The organism is Streptomyces sp. ICC1 (assembly GCF_003287935.1).
GTDB lineage: Bacteria > Actinomycetota > Actinomycetes > Streptomycetales > Streptomycetaceae > Streptomyces > Streptomyces tritrimontium.
This window is the reverse complement of sequence record NZ_CP030287.1, coordinates 6,552,814-6,569,432: the sequence shown is the minus strand read 5'-3', so window position 1 is coordinate 6,569,432 and position 16,619 is coordinate 6,552,814. Positions and strand designations below refer to the sequence as shown.

The following is a 16,619-nucleotide window of genomic DNA, read 5'->3' as shown; positions in this document are numbered from 1 at the left end:
TGACGGAAGGTCAGAACTGAAACGTGTTCTCGCATTTGACCCCGCACGGGGAACGCCGCGGGGATCGGCGGGGGCGGGCAACCGTGCGGCACCCTCCGGTCGTCTTCACGGGTATGACGTCGCCGCCCGCACCTCCGCCCGGCACGCCCGTGTGGCCGCACTGCGGTGAGGGCGCGAGCCCGGCCGATCCGGTCGGCTGCCGGGGGCGGCAGGTCGCGGTCCCGCTGACTGCGGGCCCACCGCGCTGCCTGGCCCACCTCGCGCCCGCCGACCTCACCCTGCACCTGGCGTCGCTCTCCGCGGGCGACGACGTCGAGCACCAGGGCGTCACCTTCACCGGAAACCTGGCCGACCGGCTCTTCGACGCCCTCCGGGACCCCGCGACGGGGCGGCCCCGCTTCGGCCGGGCCACGTTCGACCACGCGGTCTTCGCCTCCGAAGCCCGTTTCGACGGTGCGACCTTCTCGTCCGTGGCCGACTTCGGGGGCGCGGAGTTCGGCGCCCTCGCCTGGTTCGACAACGTGACGTTCCAGGCCGAAGCCTGGTTCTCGGGCGCGGTGTTCCGGGACGGTGCCCGGTTCGTCGGCACGGTGTTCCACACAGACGTCCGGTTCGGCTCCCTGACGATCTCCGTCGCCGTCCGGTCGGGCAGCGCGGTCGCGAACCTCACCACCACGGTCCAGGTGGACGGCGTGACCTTCGAAGCCGGCGCCTGGTTCTCGGGAGCCGTGTTCCACGCCGAAGCCCAGTTCGACGAGGTGGTGTTCCCCGACGAAGTCCGTTTCCACGGCACGGCGTTCCAGTCCAAGGCCCGGTTCGTCGGCGCGACGTTCCACACCGACGCCTGGTTCAAGCGCGCCTCCTTTGCCGGAGCCGTCCTGTTCGACGGCGCCGTGCTCCACGCCGACGGCCTCTTCGAGGACGCGTCCTTCTCCACCGCCCACCGGCTGGGTCCGCTGGCCTGCCACGGATCACTCGACCTGTCGGGCGCCGCCTTCGGGCGCGCCGTGACGATCGAGGCCGCCGCCCGGTCCCTGACCTGCGCCCGCGCCGTCTGGGAGTCGACGGCCACCCTGCGCCTGCGGTACGCCGACGTCGACCTGTCGGACGCCGTGGTCACGCAGCCGATCGCGGTCACCGCCCACGCCGCCCCCTTCGCCCACCTCGACGAATCCTGCCTCGGCAACGCCGACGACCGGGTACGGGTCCTGTCCCTGCGGGGCATCGACGCCGCCCAGCTGGTCCTGACCGGCACCGACCTGTCCGCCTGCCGGTTCCTCGGCGCCTTCCACCTCGACCAGCTCCGCCTGGGCGGCGACACCGTCTTCGCCCGGACCCCGGCGGGCACCGACCTGCGCAGGCTGGTCCCGCTGCGCTGGACCGACCGGCTCGCCCTGGCCGAGGAGCACCACTGGCGCGCCCTGCCCCACCACCGGCGCCGCATGCGGGCCGGCTGGGTCCCGGACGCGCCCCCCACCGTGACGTCGGCACCCCCGCCGGGGCCGGCCGCACTGGCCGCGCTCTACCGCCAGCTCCGCAAGGGGTTCGAGGACGGCAGGGACGAGCCCGGAGCCGCCGACTTCTACTACGCCGAGATGGAGATGCGCCGCCTGGAGCGCCGCTCCCCCCGCAGCCGCGCCGAACGGGGCCTGCTCACCGCCTACTGGGCCCTCTCCGGCTACGGGCTGCGCGCCTCGCGCGCCCTGGCCTGGCTCGGGCTCGCGATGACCGCGACGGTGCTGGTCATGATGGTGTGGGGGCTTCCGCAGAACGATCCGAAGTCCGTGTCGGCCGGCCGCGTGGTCGGCCAGAACGTCCGCCTGACCACCGACACCCCCGACCCCGTCAACCCCTCGGGGCCGCTCCACGAGCGGCTGACGGCCAAGCGGTTCGAGAAGAGCCTGCGCGTGGTGGTGAACTCGGTGGTCTTCCGCTCCTCGGGCCAGAACCTGACCACGCCGGGCACCTACGTCGAGATGGCCTCGCGGCTGACCGAGCCCGTCCTCCTCGGCTTCGCCGCCCTCGCGGTCCGCGGCCGCGTCAAACGCTGACCGCGCCCCTCGCGGCGCCCGCCCCGCTCGCCCTCACAGCCGGGTACGGAAGAACTCCACGGCCTCGGCGGCCACCCGGCGGCGCACTTCCGCGCCGTCGGCGTCGTCGCGGACGAAGTGGTAGTGCTCCACGTCCGCGCCGGCCGAGCGGCCCTCCGCACCGGGGATGGCCCCGAGGTAGCGCAGCGCGTTGGATTCCGCGGGCGTGACGACGTCGGCCCCGCCCCACCGGACCGCGACCGGGCGGCCGATCCCCTTCAGGCTCTCCGGGGTGACCAGCTCGCCCATCCCCGGGCACACCAGGAACGCGGCGCCCACCCGGTCGTCGGCGAGGTCCCGCTCCCCCTCGGCGACGGCCCGCGCCAGATGCGCGGTGTCGACGGACGCGTGCAGGACCTCCATCATCCTTCTTCCAGGGAATCCCGGACTTTGGGCCGGGAGGGAATGGATCCTTGGCCCGGAGGCGCGGAGCGCCGGAGTGCTCTGCGTTGTCAGTGGCCTTCGCTATGTTGGTCCACCTTGACCGGAAGGGGGTGGGCCGGGTGATCCGTGCGTACAAGTTCCTCCTGCGGCCCACCTTCCGGCAGGAGATCGCGCTCGGCGAGATGCTGCGTGATCATTGCGGCGTCTACAACGGCGCGTTGCAGGAACGCCGCGACGCCTACCGGCACGCCTCGAAGACGAGCATCAAGTACGGGATGCAGTCCGCGCAGCTCAAGGACATCAGGGCCTTCGACCCGGAGCGTCACGGCCGGTGGTCGTTCTCCAGCCGGCAGGCCACCTTGCGCCGTCTCGACAAGGCGTTCGCCGCGTTCTTCCGCCGGGTCAAGTCCGGCGATACGCCGGGATACCCGCGCTTCCGTGGGGTGAACTGGTTCGACACCGTCGACTTCCCGAAGGACGGCGACGGTTGCCGGTGGGACTCCCTCCCGGACCATGCGGCCCGCGTCCGTTTCCAGGGCGTCGGGCACGTCAAGGTCCACCGGCACCGGTCGGTGGTCGGCAAGGTCAAGACCGTGTCGGTCAAGCGCGAGGGCAAGCGCTGGTACGTGGTGCTGACCGCCGTGCAGCCCCGGCCCGAGCCGCTGCCCGCGACGGGCTCCGCGTACGAGGGGCAAAGCAGCCACCGCCCCCCCTTCGGGGCGGCCCCGCCGCCGCTCCCCTGCCCTGCCTCGCCGCCGAGCCGCACCCACACCGCTTCAGCACTGGTGTGCCGCGCTGCCCGCCCGCCGGCCCATGAGGCGTACCCGGAGACACATCCCCATGCGCTACATCACCACCAACGTCCCTCCCACGGACCTCCACGGCGTCGCCGATATCAGCTGGCACGCCCGAGCCGCCTGCAACGGAGTCGACCCCGCCACCGCAGACGAGCTGTACTTCCACACGCCCAACGACGACTACGCCATCGCGGAGGCGAAGGAGATCTGCAGCTGGTGCCCGGTCCGCCGCGAATGCTTCAACTACGCCCTGGACAACGAGGTCAAGGAGGGCATCTGGGGCGGCCTGACCGAGGCCGAGCGACTGACCTGGCACGACCAGGTCGAGAACCGGCTGGACTACAGCCGGGTGAAGGCCGCGATCGAGGGCCGGGACATCCAGCTGAGCCGACTGGAGCGCAGGACCCTCACCCGCTACGCGAGCGCCCAGGGCTGGAGCCCGAACCGCCTCGCCCACACCCTTCAAATCGGTGTCGAGTGGGCCCGTGACCTGCTCCGGGTGGAGGCCCGCGCCATCGAGAACCGCGACCGCGACAACCTCGCCTCGGATCCCAATCCGGCCGAGACCGCCCGGCAGGCCGTCCTCGACGGGCAGCAGCCCCCGCGCTCCGGCCAAGCCCACGACGGTGACGGTCCCGAGCGGGACCGAAGCATTCCCCGCAAGGACAGACGGGGCAAGGTCGTGGCGCAGAAGCCGAAGCCGGTGGCTCGTCACGTGCAGACCCAGGCCCTGATCAACAATCTCCGGAAGGCAGTATGAGCACCCCCGGCACGGGCTCCAGAGCCACGAAGAGCACCGAGTCCGCCGAGCGGTTCACGCTCGCCGCCGCCGGAGCCGTCATCGCCGCGCTCACCGCCGCCGCCTTCTGGCTGAGTTACGCGCACCTGGCCGAGGTCGCCGGCCAGCACGGCCTGGCCAAGTCACCCGAGCGGCAGTGGGCCTGGCCCGGCACCTTGGACGCCTTCATCGTCATCGGCGAACTGCTCATGCTGCGGGCAGGCCTGCGCAAGGTCACCGACTGGTGGGCCGTCGCTCTCACCTCCATCGGATCCGTCGGCTCCATCGCGCTCAACGTCGCCGGCGTAAGCGGGACCGGCCCCGACCCGGTCCCCGCGCTGGACTATGTGGTCGCCGCCGTCCCACCCACCGCCGCACTACTGGCCTTCGGCGTGCTGATGCGCCAGATCCACCAGCACGTCGCCTCTCCCGGGGACCGGGCTCCGCTCCCCACGGAGGGCGCCCCCGAAAGCGCGTTGACCGTCGGGACGACGGCGGGGGACCAGCCCACCGCAGAGGCAGGGGACCGCAACGGGACCGTGGTCCCCGCCGGCGGGGACCACCGTTCGGGGGAACGTACGGGTGGGGACCAGACGAGCACGGTCCCCGAGCACAGGCACGGTCCCCACCCGGTCCCCGACCCCCCGGCCCCCATCGGCCTCGATTCGGCGCAGCCATCGGGGACCGTCACCGGCCTGGGGACCGGGGACCGCCACAACGGGGACCGACCTGGCACGGTCCCCAAGCTGAACCCCGGCCCCAACACGGTCCCCGTCCCGCGCGGGGACCGTCCCGAGGGGACCGACGGTCCCCAGCACGGGGACCGTCCTGAGACTGTCGCCCCACCGGGGACCGGCAACGAGCCCCGCACGGTCCCCAACTCGGTCCCCAACCCCAAAGCCGCCGGCGGGGACCGGGCGGGGCACGCGCCCGCAACGGTGCGGAACAACGGCGTCAGCGGGGACCGTCCCCGCCACGACCGCACCGTCTCGGTCCCGGGGACCGGGGACCGTAAAGGGACGGCCCCCGGGACCGAGACGGACGGTCCCCGTCCCCACCCTGCACCGGATGGGGACCAGGACGACGCCGGGGACCGTGACGGGGACCGGGGCAACGCCGACCCCGAGGACCCGCCGGCGAAGCCGCGCCGGGGACCGGTCCCCAAACCGAAGCGGGGGACGGGGAACCGCGTCCCAGACCGGTCCCGCACCGGAACGGGACCACGGTCCCGCTCCCGCCTCACCGAGGACGAGATCGTCGACCGACTGCGTCCCCACGTTCGGACCGCACTTGAACGGGACGGCAACGAGTCGGTCACCCGCGTGCAGCTGCGAGCGATCATGCGCGCCCAGCAGATCCCCATCCGCAACGACCGCCTTACCCCCGTCCTCGCCCGACTGCGCGACGACAACACCAAGACGAGGAGCCCCCGATGAAGACCTGTCCCCGCTTCACTCGCATCCGCACCGACTTCGAGCGCGACATCCGCTACCTCGGCAACTACGCCGCCCACCACCAGGGAACGCCCCAGTCGAAGACCAGCGCCCGGAACGCACTCGGCACCAAGCAGCGGATGGCCGAGGCCCTCACACGGCACTACACGCACTGCCCCGAATGCGGATGACTCACCCATAACGGCAGACAGGGTGCCCCCTGAGGCACTCCACAGGGCGGCCCAGGCTCCTTGCCGGGCCGCCCAGCGTTCGGGCAGCAGGTTCCCGAACGCCCCACCGCAACCCCGACCGCACCAGCTCCACGAGGACCCGAACCCGATGACGAACCCGCCGAACAGTGCGACCACCGCTCCAGATCAGCCGGACTACAACTCGCTCTCGCGGCGAGCAAGTTGGGACGGAAGCGTAGCTTCCGTCACACCCGCCCCCGAGGGGGCGGGAGAGGACCTGCACCAGGGGGCGCAGGTCCTTCTGTCTTCGACCGGGGGCGGATCGAAGTCAGGGCAGGAGGAGAAGCCGTCCGAGCGTCGCAGCCGCCGTGACCGCGCCGACCGCGCCCGACAGCGCCCGCGCCAGCCGCGAGAGAAAAAGCGACTGCACCAGCCCAATACCCGCTTCAACGAAGAAGAGTTCTCGCTGATCAAGTCCGCCGCCGCCCGATGCCATCTGTCCGTCGCCGGTTTCCTCGCCCGCTCCGCTCTCGCCGCCGCCCGTGACCTCGACCGCACCAGCGCCGAGATCGCCGACGAGCGCGAAGTGATCACCGCCCTGTTCGATAGCCGGCGCAGGCTCGGCTGGGCCGGCAGCAACCTGAACCAGGTCTCCAAGGCCTTGAACTCCGGTGCTGACGTCCCCCAGCTCGACACGGCGCTCTCCGCCGTCCAGCGGGCCGCCGAGACGGTGCACGAAGCCGCGGCACAGCTGATCGCGCAGCGCACGTCGTGATCCCCAGCGTCAACGACCCCGGCTCGCGGACCATCGGCCTCCTCGCCTACCTGTACGGGCCGGGCAAGCACGAGGAGCACACCGACCCGCACCTCGTCGCGTCCTTCGACGGCATGTCCCCCGACCCCGGCCGGGATCCGAAAGCCACCTTGAAGGACCTCCAGCAGCTCCTCGACCAGCCCGTCGAGGCCCTCCCGGAGCACGCCCGACCCGCCAAGCACGTGTGGCACACCTCCGTGCGCGCCACCGCGGGCGACCGGATCCTGTCCGACGAGGAGTGGGGCGAGATCGCCCGCCGGGTCGTGGCCGCCACCGGCATCGACCCTGGCGACGGCGAGCCGGCCTGCCGCTGGGCCGCCGTACGGCACGCGGACGACCACATCCACATCATCGCCACCCTGGTGTGCGAGGACGGCAGCCGCCCCGACGACTTCCGCTCCGGCAAGCGAGCCCAGGCCGAGTGCCGCCTCATCGAGAAGGAACTCGGCCTGCACCAGGTCGCGCCCGGGGACGGGACCGCCGCCCAGCGCCCCACCAGCGCCGAACGCCACAAGGCCGAGCGCCAGGGCCGCGAGCGCACTGCCCGGGAAGAACTGCGCGAGACCGTGCGCCGTGCGGTCGCCGGCGCCCAGAGCGAGGGTGAGTTCTTCGACCGCCTGGCCTCGGCCGGCCTGCTCGTCCACAAGCGGGTCGCACCGTCCGGTGACCTCCTCGGGTACAAGGTCGCGCTCCCCGACGACCGCAACAAGAAGGGTGAGCCGGTCTTCTACCCTGGCGCACGGCTTGCCCCGGACCTTTCCCTGCCACGCATCCGTGAGCGCTGGACGGACCCCGTAGCGGCCGGGCCGGACGGCGAAGGCGTCACCGCGGATGCTCCGCTGCGCTCGGTGCCCGGGCCTGCCTCCGCACGACGGGCCGCAACGACCGCAGCCTGGCAGGCGGTGCTGGTGTTCGACGATGGCGACGACGGCGTGATCTCCGCGCACATCGCGGCGGCTGGCGAGGTCCTGGACGCACTCGCCAAGACCTCCGCCGCGCACACCCGCAAGCAACTTGGCGAGGCCGCCTCCGTGTTCGAGCGGGCCTCGCGCTCCCACGTCCGAGCCGCACGGGGGCACGACCGCGCCCTGCGCCAGGCCGCCCGTGACCTCGTTCACGGCGGGCCGGCGCTCGGCCGCGGGGAGGACGGGGCGAGCACCGCGATGCTGATCGACATGGCGTTCTTCCTCGTCACCGCCGCCGCGGCCTGGCACGGCAGGAAAGAGCACGCCCAGCAGGCCGCCGCTGCCCTCCAGGCCGCCGAACACCTGCGCGCCGCCTACCAGGCCGCAGCCGGCCACCCCATGGCCGTACTCCACCAGCGGGGCCGCCTCCTGCCCCCCGCGCTCCAGCGGCGGCATGCCGCCGTCCTGCGCCAAGCGGTGCCGGAGCTCGCCGAGCAGGTCCTGGCCGAGGCCGGGTGGCCGGCGCTCGCCTCTACCCTCGCCGACGCTGAAGCGGCCGGCCACGATCCGGCCGGACTCCTCGTGCAGGCCACCGGGCGAAGGGAGTTGGATACCGCATCCTCGGTCAGCGATGTATTGGTGTGGCGGCTGCGCCGTCTGGCCGGGCTCCCCGCCGACGCCTCCGCGACACCGCTACCCGGAAACACCACCGCCCAGCCGTCGCGTTCGCACACGAACGGCCCCGCGAACACCCGCCAGGACGAACGCAACCGGGCCCGTGGACATTGAGAGATTTTAGAGTGGAACGACGACAGGGGTGTGGTGCACGATCTATGGTGCCCGGCAGGACAAGGACGAGGGGGGACCTCATGTTCGGACGCAATCGCGAACGACGAGAACGACTCGAAGCCCAGCAGCAGTGGGAAGCGTGGAGTGCGGCGCACGTCGAGCCGCCGCTGGAACCGGAGAACCAAGGACCGGGGCCCGTGCCGGTCGTGGACGACTTCCTGCCGCCCGACCTGCGCATGCCGACGCGCGAGGAACTGGCCGGGATGCTGACGGCCCATGACAGCCCGCTCGTCCTCGACGGTGAAGTCCGCGCCTGCAGCGAGTGCGGTGCGTACCGGAAGTGGATCGTCGCGAGCACCACCGATGGTGTGTGGCTGCGCTGCCCGGCCGGCCACCAGCAGGTCGAGCCCCGCCTCGATGCGGCCTGGTTCAACACGATCAGCGGGCCCATCACCGCACAGCACGCCTCGTACGAGGAATGCCTGCGCTTTCTCGGCCACTGACCCAACCCCTGCCACCCGCAACGCCGGAGGAGAGCCCCACGGGGGCCCGGCCGTCAGACCCGATCGACCACCCCAGGGGTTCACATGCGCATGCGCGCCATCGCCACCAGCTTGGCCATCGCGGCCTCCTTCGCCATATCCGGCTGCTCCAGCAGCACCGCCGCAGGTTCCACCTCGCCCTTCGGGGAGCTGTCGGGGCAGCCCAAGGCCAGCGCCTCGGCGTCCAGCACTCCCCTGTCCTCCTCCTTGCTCGCCGGACGCCTGCTCGTCGAGGCCGACCTCGGTCAGGACTACGCACTCAAGCCCGAGACCCCCGCCCGTCACGACGACGTGACGGTGATCGGCTGTCCGGCGCTGGAACAGCTGGGCGGTGACGCCGCCTCCGGTGGGAGCCTGGACTTCCCGAACAAGGCGAAGGCTTCCTTCCTCTACAGCGGCGACACCGGATCCGAAGTCTCCGAGGAGCTCTACAGCGATACCGCGCCGAAGCTGGCCGCTGGTACGAAGCGGATCTTCGACGCGATGACCGGCTGCCCCGTCTACCAGGTGGTGGTCGGCAGCAAGCCCATCAAGATCGCCACGCAGAAGCTCGCCGCCCCCGCCCTGGGCGACCAGGCCTGGAGCCAGCTGCTGACCTTCACCGCCGGCGGGCAGGACAGCGTCGTCAAGCAGACGGCCGTCCGCTCCGGAGCCGTCCTGCTGATCGTCTCGGGATCACCGGCCCTGGTCGACTCCCACGTGGAGAAGGCCCTCACCAAGGCCCACCCCGCAAGCTGACCGCACCACGCGCCCCGGCCCCGCCGCTCCCCCAGGAACGGCGGGGCCGACCTGCATTTCGGGGGCTGCTTGGGCGCCCAGAGCCCGGAGGAACAGGGCCCGGGATACGCGACAGGCCCGGTTCCCTCCTCCTTGCGGAGTGGGAACCGGGCCTGACTGGCTACCGGGGGTTCCTGACGTTGGGGCACCCCGTGCTCGGGGTGCCCTGACCAGTTCCGTGACACCCCGACGTATCGCGGCTCGTTACGCCTCCCGTTGCTGGGCGGGCCGTACGGTCGCGCTGCCGTCGTCGAACGGCCGCTGGATACGGAGGAGCCGGTCGCCGTGGACACGGGCATCGGTGACGCGGTCCTCGCCGGACAGATAGACGACGAGGTCGACGCGGCTGTCGTAGCGGCGCCGGGAGACGGCGACGACGTGGTGGGCTTCATCGCAGCCAGAGATCGCGTACCGGTCGCCCGGCTCCAGCACCCACGCCCGATCCTCGAAGGCGCCGTGCACATCAGCTCGCCACACTGCCGCCTGCCCACGCATCTCGGGCAGGGTGTACATCTGGCGGACGGTCTCCTCCTCCGCCCACAGGCGCAAGCAGCCGGGGCACTCGTGGGACCCGGCGGCCGGAACGGTCGGCTGCCGCTCACCGCAGTACGTCTGCCCGGTGGCACCATTGCGGCGGTGTCCCACGCCAGAGCGACCGCCGCCCGGCAGGGTCCACAGCATGCTGGCATCGCTATGACACGGCTCGGCCGCGGGCAGGACGAGTTCGCCCGCTCGCCGGCGGAGCGCGTCCAGGGTCTTGGTGAGGTGTGCGCAGTTGGCGCAGGCCCGCTTGCCGGAGGTACGGCGGTAGTCCAGGGCCTTGCCGCAGTAGCCGAGGAGGTGGCCGGGGATCGGGCGGTGGGCGGCCGCGCTCCTTCCCGCACCGCATGCGGGCCTGGCCTCCAGCTCGCCGGAGTAGGGCAGGGTCATGAGCACCAAGATGGCCCTCGTGCAGCTCTGGCAGGTCTGGTGGGCTGTGTGGTCGCCGATCGGGGCGAGGTCGGGCGAGTGCGTCGCACAGGCCGTCAGGAACTCGGCGTCGCCGAACATCAGGCCGTAGTGGGCGACGCCGTTGGTGCGGCCAGTGGAAAGTCGGATCAGGGTGTGGGGCAAGGGGCCTCCTGGGTGGCAGGGAACTGGACATGCCGAAGGAGCTGCCGCCGGCCTGGAGATGGCCGGACGGCAGCCCGTTACGGTGCAGCGCAGAGAGGTCAGCCGGGAAGGCTGAAGGTAAGACGTCCCGCAGCGAGTTCCGGAAGGACTCGACGCCGCACCGGGGCGGGAGAGGCGATCGAGGCGGCGAAGGCCGCGACCAGGTCGTGAGGGGTGCTGGCACTGAAGGTCGCGCACCAGAGGTAGGGGGAGCCAAGGACCGGCTCGGCCCACGCCTGCCACCCCTCAAGGTCCGGGCGCGGGTCCCCGTCCTGGATCCCCGCCGGCAGCGGCCCTCGGGTGAAGCCCGCCGACATCCCTGCGTCCCAGGCGGTGGTCTCCGGCTGGTCGAAATCGCGGGGCCAGCCCATGGCCGTCAACGCCGTCATGACGGACTCCGGGCCGCAGTAGTTGACGGCGGGATCCGTACGGGCCTCGACAGCGAGGAGGAAGTCCGCGACGGCCTCGTGCGGGGTGTCGGGGGTGAAGTACGCGTTCCACTCAGCCAAGGCGCTGTCGCGGTGAGGACGCGCGGAGACCTGCCAGGCCACGGGCAGTCCGCCGAGCAGGAAGGCGTTGTCGGTACGGATCCATTCGGCGCCACTCAGCCCGTTCGGGCTCAGGTAGAGCAACGTGCTGCGGGCGGTCGTCCAGCTCGCCCAGCCGGCCTCAGCGAGGGTGTCGCCGATCCGGTCGGCGAGGACGCCGTCATCACCGGCGAGGTGGCGGGGAGAGACCCAGTAGGACGGGCCCGGGTCGGGGGTGGACGGGTAGCGGGAAGAGCGGGGGTTCAGGGGCGCCTCCAAGGCAGTACGGAGCGGTGGAACGGGCTACAGGTTTCCGGTGGCACCTCGGCGCCGGCGGGACGGAGCTTCGACTGGCTCGTGCCAGGCCAGTTCAACGGCTGCAGGCTTGGGCAAGGGGCCGAGCTGCTCGCCGCTCTCGGCGAGGTACACGACGGTCCGGCCCTGCGGGTCCACGGCGCTGACGATGGAGCCTGCCGTGTGCTCCATCGGGAAGAGCGGGTTGATGGCCATCCTGAGGATGGCATCGCGGTCGAACTCGGAGAGTCGGTCGATAATCTCGCCGATGGTGTACTCCGGTGCCAAAGTGGGCTCCTTCATCGTCAACAGGACGCGTGCGCGACGTTCGTGCCAAGCGCACGCGGGGAGAAGTTCAGTGCGAGCGTACGGGCGCGGAAGTGACTATGACCTCAGCCACCACTGCGGCTACGACTTGGGCGGGGGTCTCGGTGTCGAAGGTGACGCGATATCCGGGGACGGCAGCTGTGCCCGTGACGGCAATTACCCAGCCGTCGCTATCTGTGCCGGGGCGTCCGGTGGGGAACCAGCCCAGGTAGAAACGGCCGTCGCGCGAGTTGATGTGCACATCGGCCCGGTCGTCCACGACGAGTTTAAAGTCCTCGTCGGTGAACTGGTCTATCACCTTGGCTGGCTGTCCCGGCCCAAGCCGCCAGGTACGCAGTCGCAGGGCCTCGATCGTGGTGGAGAATCCGGGCTTCGCTGTGTCCACGGCCAACGACAGACACCTCTCTGACCTGCGGTTTCTTGGGAAGGTGTCCACGTTGACATCCGTTGCGGCGTTGCACCAGTCTTTTGGGCTTCTTTCTTGTCTGCCCCAGGCGAACTGGCACTTCACTACGCTCCGGTGAAGGTCGGCCCCATACCATTCTGCACACTTTCTAACGTTAACTCCGAAGCTGTCCTCGGCAGGAAGAGCCGCCAGGACGACCGGTCTTACATGCCCGCTGCGACATCGATAGTGGTAAGACGGGACGATTATCCCGTACCGCCTCCCCAAATTCCGCTAGAAGGAGGCCATGACGGAATCCGCTGACCCTTGGATGGTCGATGCGGTGTGGCGGGCAACCGACCTGACTCGCGCCTACCTCTCCCAGAACCGGCTCCAGGTCGAGGCCTGCCTCTCGGGTCTGGACACCGGTCGGCTAGAGCGGGTACGCGCTTGGCTGGTCCTCGAACACGACGAGTTATTCGACAGGTTGGGCGAGCCAACGATGGCGGTGCGCCACCTGGATGTTGTGGCAGCCCTGTCGCCCATGGAGAACGAGTTAGCCACGTCGGTGGCTGTCCGCCGAGTCGCGGCGCAGGAGACGAGGCTTACTGCCGCACTGGGGGATCTGGCGCTACCAGACCAGGTACACGCTGTCGCGGTCTGCACCACGGTCATGGCGCTGCAGGCCCTTGGGCGTGTCCGCGCGCTGGAAGAAGTCGACGCGAAGGCTGTGGAGTACGAGCGGTTGGGCCACCCGAGGCCCTATCCAGCCATCTGAGGCCTCGGTCGCTCACTCGAGGAAAAGGTAGAGCTGGGATGGCCAAGGAGGGCAGACTTGCTCCTGGAGAACAGCCGGCCTCCCAGTAGCCCCGCGTACGCGGGGATGCAGCCCGTCACCGGCGCGGGCTGACATAGCGCGCCTCGAACCCGTCAGCGCGCCGCCTACTGTCCTGGGAGGACCTTCGCCATGACCCGTGCCAGCACGGACTTTCGTCCGCCCGTGAAGTTGTCTCCGCGCGCGAGGAAGGCTTGGCACGCGCTGCATGATCGGCTCGGCGCGGTGCACTCCAGCGCAGGGATCGACCGGCGGGCCTTCGAAGAACTGGAACGTGAAGGCCTGGCCGTCGTGACTCACCTCGGGCGGCTGGAGTGGGTGGCGGAGCACGGGGCGAGGGATCGCACTCCCCTGTCAGTCAGCGTTCCCGCCCCTGTCAGGCCGCCTGTTCCGGGTGACGATCTGCCCGATCGGATCGCGTTTCAAATCCGAGGCGCCGCGCTGTTGGCGGCCGCCCGCATTCACCGGGACCGCGGCCACGATTGCCAGGAAACGACGGACGATGGCCAGACCGCGGGGTGGGTGTACGGGATCTACGACAGGGAGTTCGGCTGGGTTTCCGCCGACGCCCAGACCGAAACACCCCGCTACGCCTCACGCGAGGAGGCTGCCGAAGCCCTTCGTCTTGCGCGCCGCGAGGAGCTGGCCGCCACGGAGACGGCGCGACTTGCTGTCGCACACGTCCACCCCGGCGCGCATATCTTCCGTCCGGTGGAGGATCCGGGTGGACAACTGGTGGGGTGGACGTACCACACCAGCCCCGAAACCCTCCTACAGGCGTCGTGGGTGACCACCGGCAATGCGGTGGGCCGCCGGACATACCAAGACGAGGGGGTCGCGGCAGCCGCCCTGCTGGAGCACCTTTCTGGGCCTGCGGAGCACTGGCAGGACGACCAAGCTCGGGAGCGGGCGCGGGCTGTCTACCGTCGCGCCTTCGACATGATCCCGGTGCTCGGGGAGAACGCCGACCGGCCACTCCTCGGCTGGACATTCGGCGTGGTCCCCACCCACATGGGCTACGGCCGTGGGTTCAAGTACGGATGGGTGACGGCGGCCGGAGTAGTCAGTGGCGAGCTGACGGATGCCCGGGAAATGGCATGCCAGGACCTTGCTGCCTCCTGGGTACTTGATCAACCGTACGTACCTTCGGCAGCCCGGTAGCTTGGCATGGTTCAGGGCCTGGGCTTGCGGTGACGTCCGGTGCCCGGAGCCAAAGGGTTGCGTCCCGTGACGGGACCGGTGGTCTCGGTCTGGTCGGCGGCCCTGCCCTCGGACGGGGTGAGGACGAGACAGGCCGCCGCGTAGTTGTCCACGACCATGACCGCCTGCCAGTCGAAACCGTCCCACTCCACGATCATGCGCGGGGCGTCGGGATCGATGTGGGCGGCCCGCTGCGGACCAACGCCGAGGGTGATGGCCCTGAGCTGACCTGGCTGGCGTAAGCGCGCCTGTCGGCGGGCGAACCAGCGCTCGAATGGTTCGTCGTTCATGGTCGTACCTCCGTGAGGGCAGCACCCTACCGAAGTCGGACAGCAGGCCGCCCCCCTTCTCCCGGGACCGAAGGAGGTGGCTCCAATTCGGAGGGCCCAACTTTACCGAGTGGTATGGGGGTCACTGGAATGGGTGACAGTCGGGAACTAGTGCTGTCTGTCGATCGTCTTGCTGTGTCAGTGGCCTCGCGTCCGTAGCCGGGCCTGCTTTCCTGCGGAGGTCAGCCTTGCCCAAGCCTGTAGGCAGATACGTCTACTGGTCCGAAAGGCTCGTCGGTGAGGTGATCGACGACAACGGGATTCGACTGGACCATCGCATCAAGCCCGCCTTGAATCTTGGTCTGGCGGGCAACGGCATCAATCTCGCCGGCCGGGATCGCGAGAACACCACCTTCGACATTGCCGAGAAGCTGAAGAAGAAGCTCCGCAGGTCCATCGTCACGGACTTCGACGCCCCGACTTCCGGGCAGTACGTTCAGGGAGCGGGCTGGGCCGAGGTGGCGGAGTTCCAGCGGTGGGGGTTTCCCGAGCACCGCCTCCCGGGGCGGACCGCCCTGACCCACATGCAGACCGTCACTCAGCAGGGCCGCCGTGTCGACCTCTGCCTGTTCGGGAGCCTGAAGAACCTGAAGGGTTACGACGTCCCGGAGGAAGACTCTGCCGGCGGATGGACCTCGTCGAATGCTCCGTTGATCGAGGAGTTCCTGGCCCGCAGGGGCGCGGGGGTGAGCGCCAGGAGGGGACCGGCGTATTCGCTCGACGACGAGGAGGCCGCTCGGGAGATCCTCAAGGTCTCGCTGACGCAGGGCATCTACGGCGACCCGGCTGATCACCAGGGGCGTCCCGAAACCCGCGGCTACACGATTATGGGGTTCGACGCGACTGAGTACGTGGCCGTCATCTACAAGGATGTGACGCTCACGCCGAGCCGCTGGAACCTCCGCGGAGACCCGGAATTGGCGGGCGTCAGCCGCATCCTGATTGGGGCTCCGTTGTGGATGCGCACGACGCGCCAGGACAGCATCAAGGTGCACTACGGAGAGAACAGGGTGCTGGTCCCCAGCGTTTGGGACAGGCTGAGTGCGCCCGCCATTCCTCCCGCCCCCGGGCGGACTGCGGGGGATCTTCCGCCGTTCACCCAGCAGGACCCCATGCCCGGCCAGGCACCGCACCCCGAGCTCGACCCGGCAAACGTCACTGGGTCTCGGCCCCGACGCTTTCGAGGCAGCCCAGGCTGATCCGGGCAAGGGCCCGGGTTCAAGCAGCAGCCCGTCGCGGAGACGCCAAGAGGCCCCAGGAACCGGTCGTGCTCGGTTCCTGGGGCCTCTTGGCGTTAGTGATCAGTTCTGGGTGGTGGTCCGGTCAGCCGGTGGTCTGGTCATCCTCGACCGCGTTGCGGCGTCGGCGTACGGCGAACAGCGCACCGCCGCCCGCGGCGATCAGGACTCCTGCCCCGGCCAGGAGCCATCCGGTGGCGTCCGCGCCGGTCTGGGCGAGGGAGCCCGTGGGAGCGGGCGAGGATGCGCTGGAGGTGGTCTGCTCCGGGGTCGGGGCCGCGGAGCTGGTCGGGGGCTGGCGCAACGACCCCCTGGTCGCCACCCGCCGCGCGATGGGCGCCAAGACGGGCACGGGCGGCTCGGCCGGCGTGGCCTGGCTGGAGAAGCGGGCCACGAAGAACGTCTTCCCGGGGCTCTGGACGGCGCGCAGCCATGTCTGAGCCGACCCTGTCCGCCCGCGCCGAAGCCCTGGACGCGGCGGACCCCCTCGCCAAGCCTAGTCGCGTGGGCTCGGAGATGGGTATAGGAGACAGGACCGCAGGGGCCCGCGGGGCCGCCGACGCGGGTGGCGGCGTACGGCCGCTCACACGCGGGAGGGTTCCGGATCCCGCCCCGGCCGCCACGGCGCGCCGGGTTTCACCGGGTCTCCGGAATGTGCCCCGGGCGGTAAACGCCGACGTGAAGAGGGGTGCGGGAGCGGGGCCAGACGGCCCCCGGACCACCCTGCCCAGTGATCGCCGAGCGCCCGGCGCGGCATCCGGGCGGCAGAAATGGCACTTGTCGGGTTACCGTTCGAGTGGCCGTTGCGGGCTTCTGCCGTTTGACACGGGGG

The 16,619-nt window shown here is 70.6% G+C and carries 17 protein-coding genes and 3 pseudogenes; 13 read left to right on the top strand and 7 right to left on the bottom strand.

The genetic code is table 11. The annotated features are described in order from the left end of the window. Positions 1–113: 113 nt before the first annotated feature. Positions 114–2,051, top strand: coding sequence for a pentapeptide repeat-containing protein (locus DRB96_RS30830; protein WP_112453892.1), 1,938 nt, complete (start codon positions 114–116; stop codon positions 2,049–2,051). A gap of 33 nt (positions 2,052–2,084) precedes the next feature. Here DRB96_RS30830 and DRB96_RS30825 read toward each other — a convergent pair whose 3' ends face one another. Next, complete coding sequence (locus tag DRB96_RS30825) at positions 2,085–2,456, bottom strand: hypothetical protein (protein ID WP_112451416.1); 372 nt, start codon at positions 2,454–2,456, stop codon at positions 2,085–2,087. Positions 2,457–2,593: 137 nt separating this feature from the next. Here DRB96_RS30825 and DRB96_RS45165 point away from each other — a divergent pair. The 8 genes and pseudogenes from DRB96_RS45165 to DRB96_RS30785 all read left to right on the top strand — a co-directional run. Beyond that, positions 2,594–3,109: pseudogene (locus DRB96_RS45165) on the top strand (helix-turn-helix domain-containing protein); the annotation flags it as partial. 205 nt (positions 3,110–3,314) lie between these two features. Further along, on the top strand, positions 3,315–4,031 hold the full coding sequence (locus DRB96_RS30815) for a WhiB family transcriptional regulator (RefSeq protein WP_112451415.1): 717 nt from the start codon (positions 3,315–3,317) through the stop codon (positions 4,029–4,031). Beyond that, positions 4,028–4,471: pseudogene (locus DRB96_RS30810) on the top strand (DUF2637 domain-containing protein); the annotation flags it as partial. The gene DRB96_RS30815 and the pseudogene DRB96_RS30810, both read left to right, overlap by 4 nt. A gap of 1,010 nt (positions 4,472–5,481) precedes the next feature. Continuing rightward, positions 5,482–5,673: a hypothetical protein gene (locus DRB96_RS30805; protein ID WP_112451414.1), complete on the top strand. Its 192-nt coding sequence runs from the start codon at positions 5,482–5,484 to the stop codon at positions 5,671–5,673. A gap of 148 nt (positions 5,674–5,821) precedes the next feature. Continuing rightward, on the top strand, positions 5,822–6,448 hold the full coding sequence (locus tag DRB96_RS45160; protein ID WP_239516422.1) for a hypothetical protein: 627 nt from the start codon (positions 5,822–5,824) through the stop codon (positions 6,446–6,448). Beyond that, positions 6,445–8,181: a mobilization protein gene (locus DRB96_RS30795; RefSeq protein WP_239516421.1), complete on the top strand. Its 1,737-nt coding sequence runs from the start codon at positions 6,445–6,447 to the stop codon at positions 8,179–8,181. Before DRB96_RS45160 ends, DRB96_RS30795 begins: the two co-directional genes overlap by 4 nt. 80 nt (positions 8,182–8,261) lie before the next feature. Beyond that, positions 8,262–8,684, top strand: coding sequence for a hypothetical protein (locus tag DRB96_RS30790; RefSeq protein WP_112451413.1), 423 nt, complete (start codon positions 8,262–8,264; stop codon positions 8,682–8,684). 84 nt (positions 8,685–8,768) lie between these two features. Further along, the gene (locus DRB96_RS30785) at positions 8,769–9,461 is read left to right on the top strand and encodes a hypothetical protein (RefSeq protein ID WP_112451412.1); all 693 of its coding nucleotides are present in this window, start codon (positions 8,769–8,771) and stop codon (positions 9,459–9,461) included. Positions 9,462–9,704: 243 nt separating this feature from the next. On the opposite strand, the gene DRB96_RS30780 is transcribed toward DRB96_RS30785, so the two are convergent. From DRB96_RS30780 to DRB96_RS30765, 4 genes are all read right to left on the bottom strand, one after another. Continuing rightward, the gene (locus tag DRB96_RS30780) at positions 9,705–10,613 is read right to left on the bottom strand and encodes a hypothetical protein (protein ID WP_112451411.1); all 909 of its coding nucleotides are present in this window, start codon (positions 10,611–10,613) and stop codon (positions 9,705–9,707) included. A 98-nt stretch (positions 10,614–10,711) separates the two neighbouring features. Further along, a complete protein-coding gene (locus DRB96_RS30775) occupies positions 10,712–11,458 on the bottom strand; it encodes a DUF317 domain-containing protein (protein ID WP_112451410.1) in 747 nt (248 codons plus the stop codon). Between the two features lie 24 nt (positions 11,459–11,482). Next, the gene (locus DRB96_RS30770; protein ID WP_112453888.1) at positions 11,483–11,776 is read right to left on the bottom strand and encodes a hypothetical protein; all 294 of its coding nucleotides are present in this window, start codon (positions 11,774–11,776) and stop codon (positions 11,483–11,485) included. A 52-nt stretch (positions 11,777–11,828) separates the two neighbouring features. After that, positions 11,829–12,191 carry a DUF317 domain-containing protein gene (locus DRB96_RS30765; protein ID WP_112453886.1) on the bottom strand — a complete coding sequence of 121 codons (363 nt, stop codon included), beginning with the start codon at positions 12,189–12,191 and terminating at the stop codon, positions 11,829–11,831. 301 nt (positions 12,192–12,492) lie between these two features. Between DRB96_RS30765 and DRB96_RS30760 the strand changes: the two genes are divergently transcribed. Together DRB96_RS30760 and DRB96_RS30755 are read left to right on the top strand one after the other, a co-directional pair. Beyond that, complete coding sequence (locus tag DRB96_RS30760; RefSeq protein ID WP_112451409.1) at positions 12,493–12,963, top strand: hypothetical protein; 471 nt, start codon at positions 12,493–12,495, stop codon at positions 12,961–12,963. Positions 12,964–13,152: 189 nt separating this feature from the next. After that, complete coding sequence (locus DRB96_RS30755; RefSeq protein ID WP_112451408.1) at positions 13,153–14,181, top strand: hypothetical protein; 1,029 nt, start codon at positions 13,153–13,155, stop codon at positions 14,179–14,181. 11 nt (positions 14,182–14,192) lie between these two features. On the opposite strand, the gene DRB96_RS30750 is transcribed toward DRB96_RS30755, so the two are convergent. Then, positions 14,193–14,510 carry a DUF6087 family protein gene (locus tag DRB96_RS30750; RefSeq protein WP_112451407.1) on the bottom strand — a complete coding sequence of 106 codons (318 nt, stop codon included), beginning with the start codon at positions 14,508–14,510 and terminating at the stop codon, positions 14,193–14,195. 281 nt (positions 14,511–14,791) lie between these two features. Here DRB96_RS30750 and DRB96_RS30745 point away from each other — a divergent pair, with 281 nt between their 5' ends. Further along, positions 14,792–15,748, top strand: a complete 957-nt coding sequence (locus DRB96_RS30745; RefSeq protein ID WP_162688806.1) for a hypothetical protein — start codon at positions 14,792–14,794, stop codon at positions 15,746–15,748. Positions 15,749–15,872: 124 nt separating this feature from the next. On the opposite strand, the gene DRB96_RS46045 is transcribed toward DRB96_RS30745, so the two are convergent. Next, positions 15,873–16,109: an LPXTG cell wall anchor domain-containing protein gene (locus DRB96_RS46045; protein WP_275432031.1), complete on the bottom strand. Its 237-nt coding sequence runs from the start codon at positions 16,107–16,109 to the stop codon at positions 15,873–15,875. On the opposite strand from DRB96_RS46045, the pseudogene DRB96_RS45150 reads away from it, so the two are divergent. Next, positions 16,066–16,227: pseudogene (locus tag DRB96_RS45150) on the top strand (tryptophan 2,3-dioxygenase family protein); the annotation flags it as partial. The gene DRB96_RS46045 and the pseudogene DRB96_RS45150 sit on opposite strands and share 44 nt — an antisense overlap. Positions 16,228–16,619: the final 392 nt, after the last annotated feature.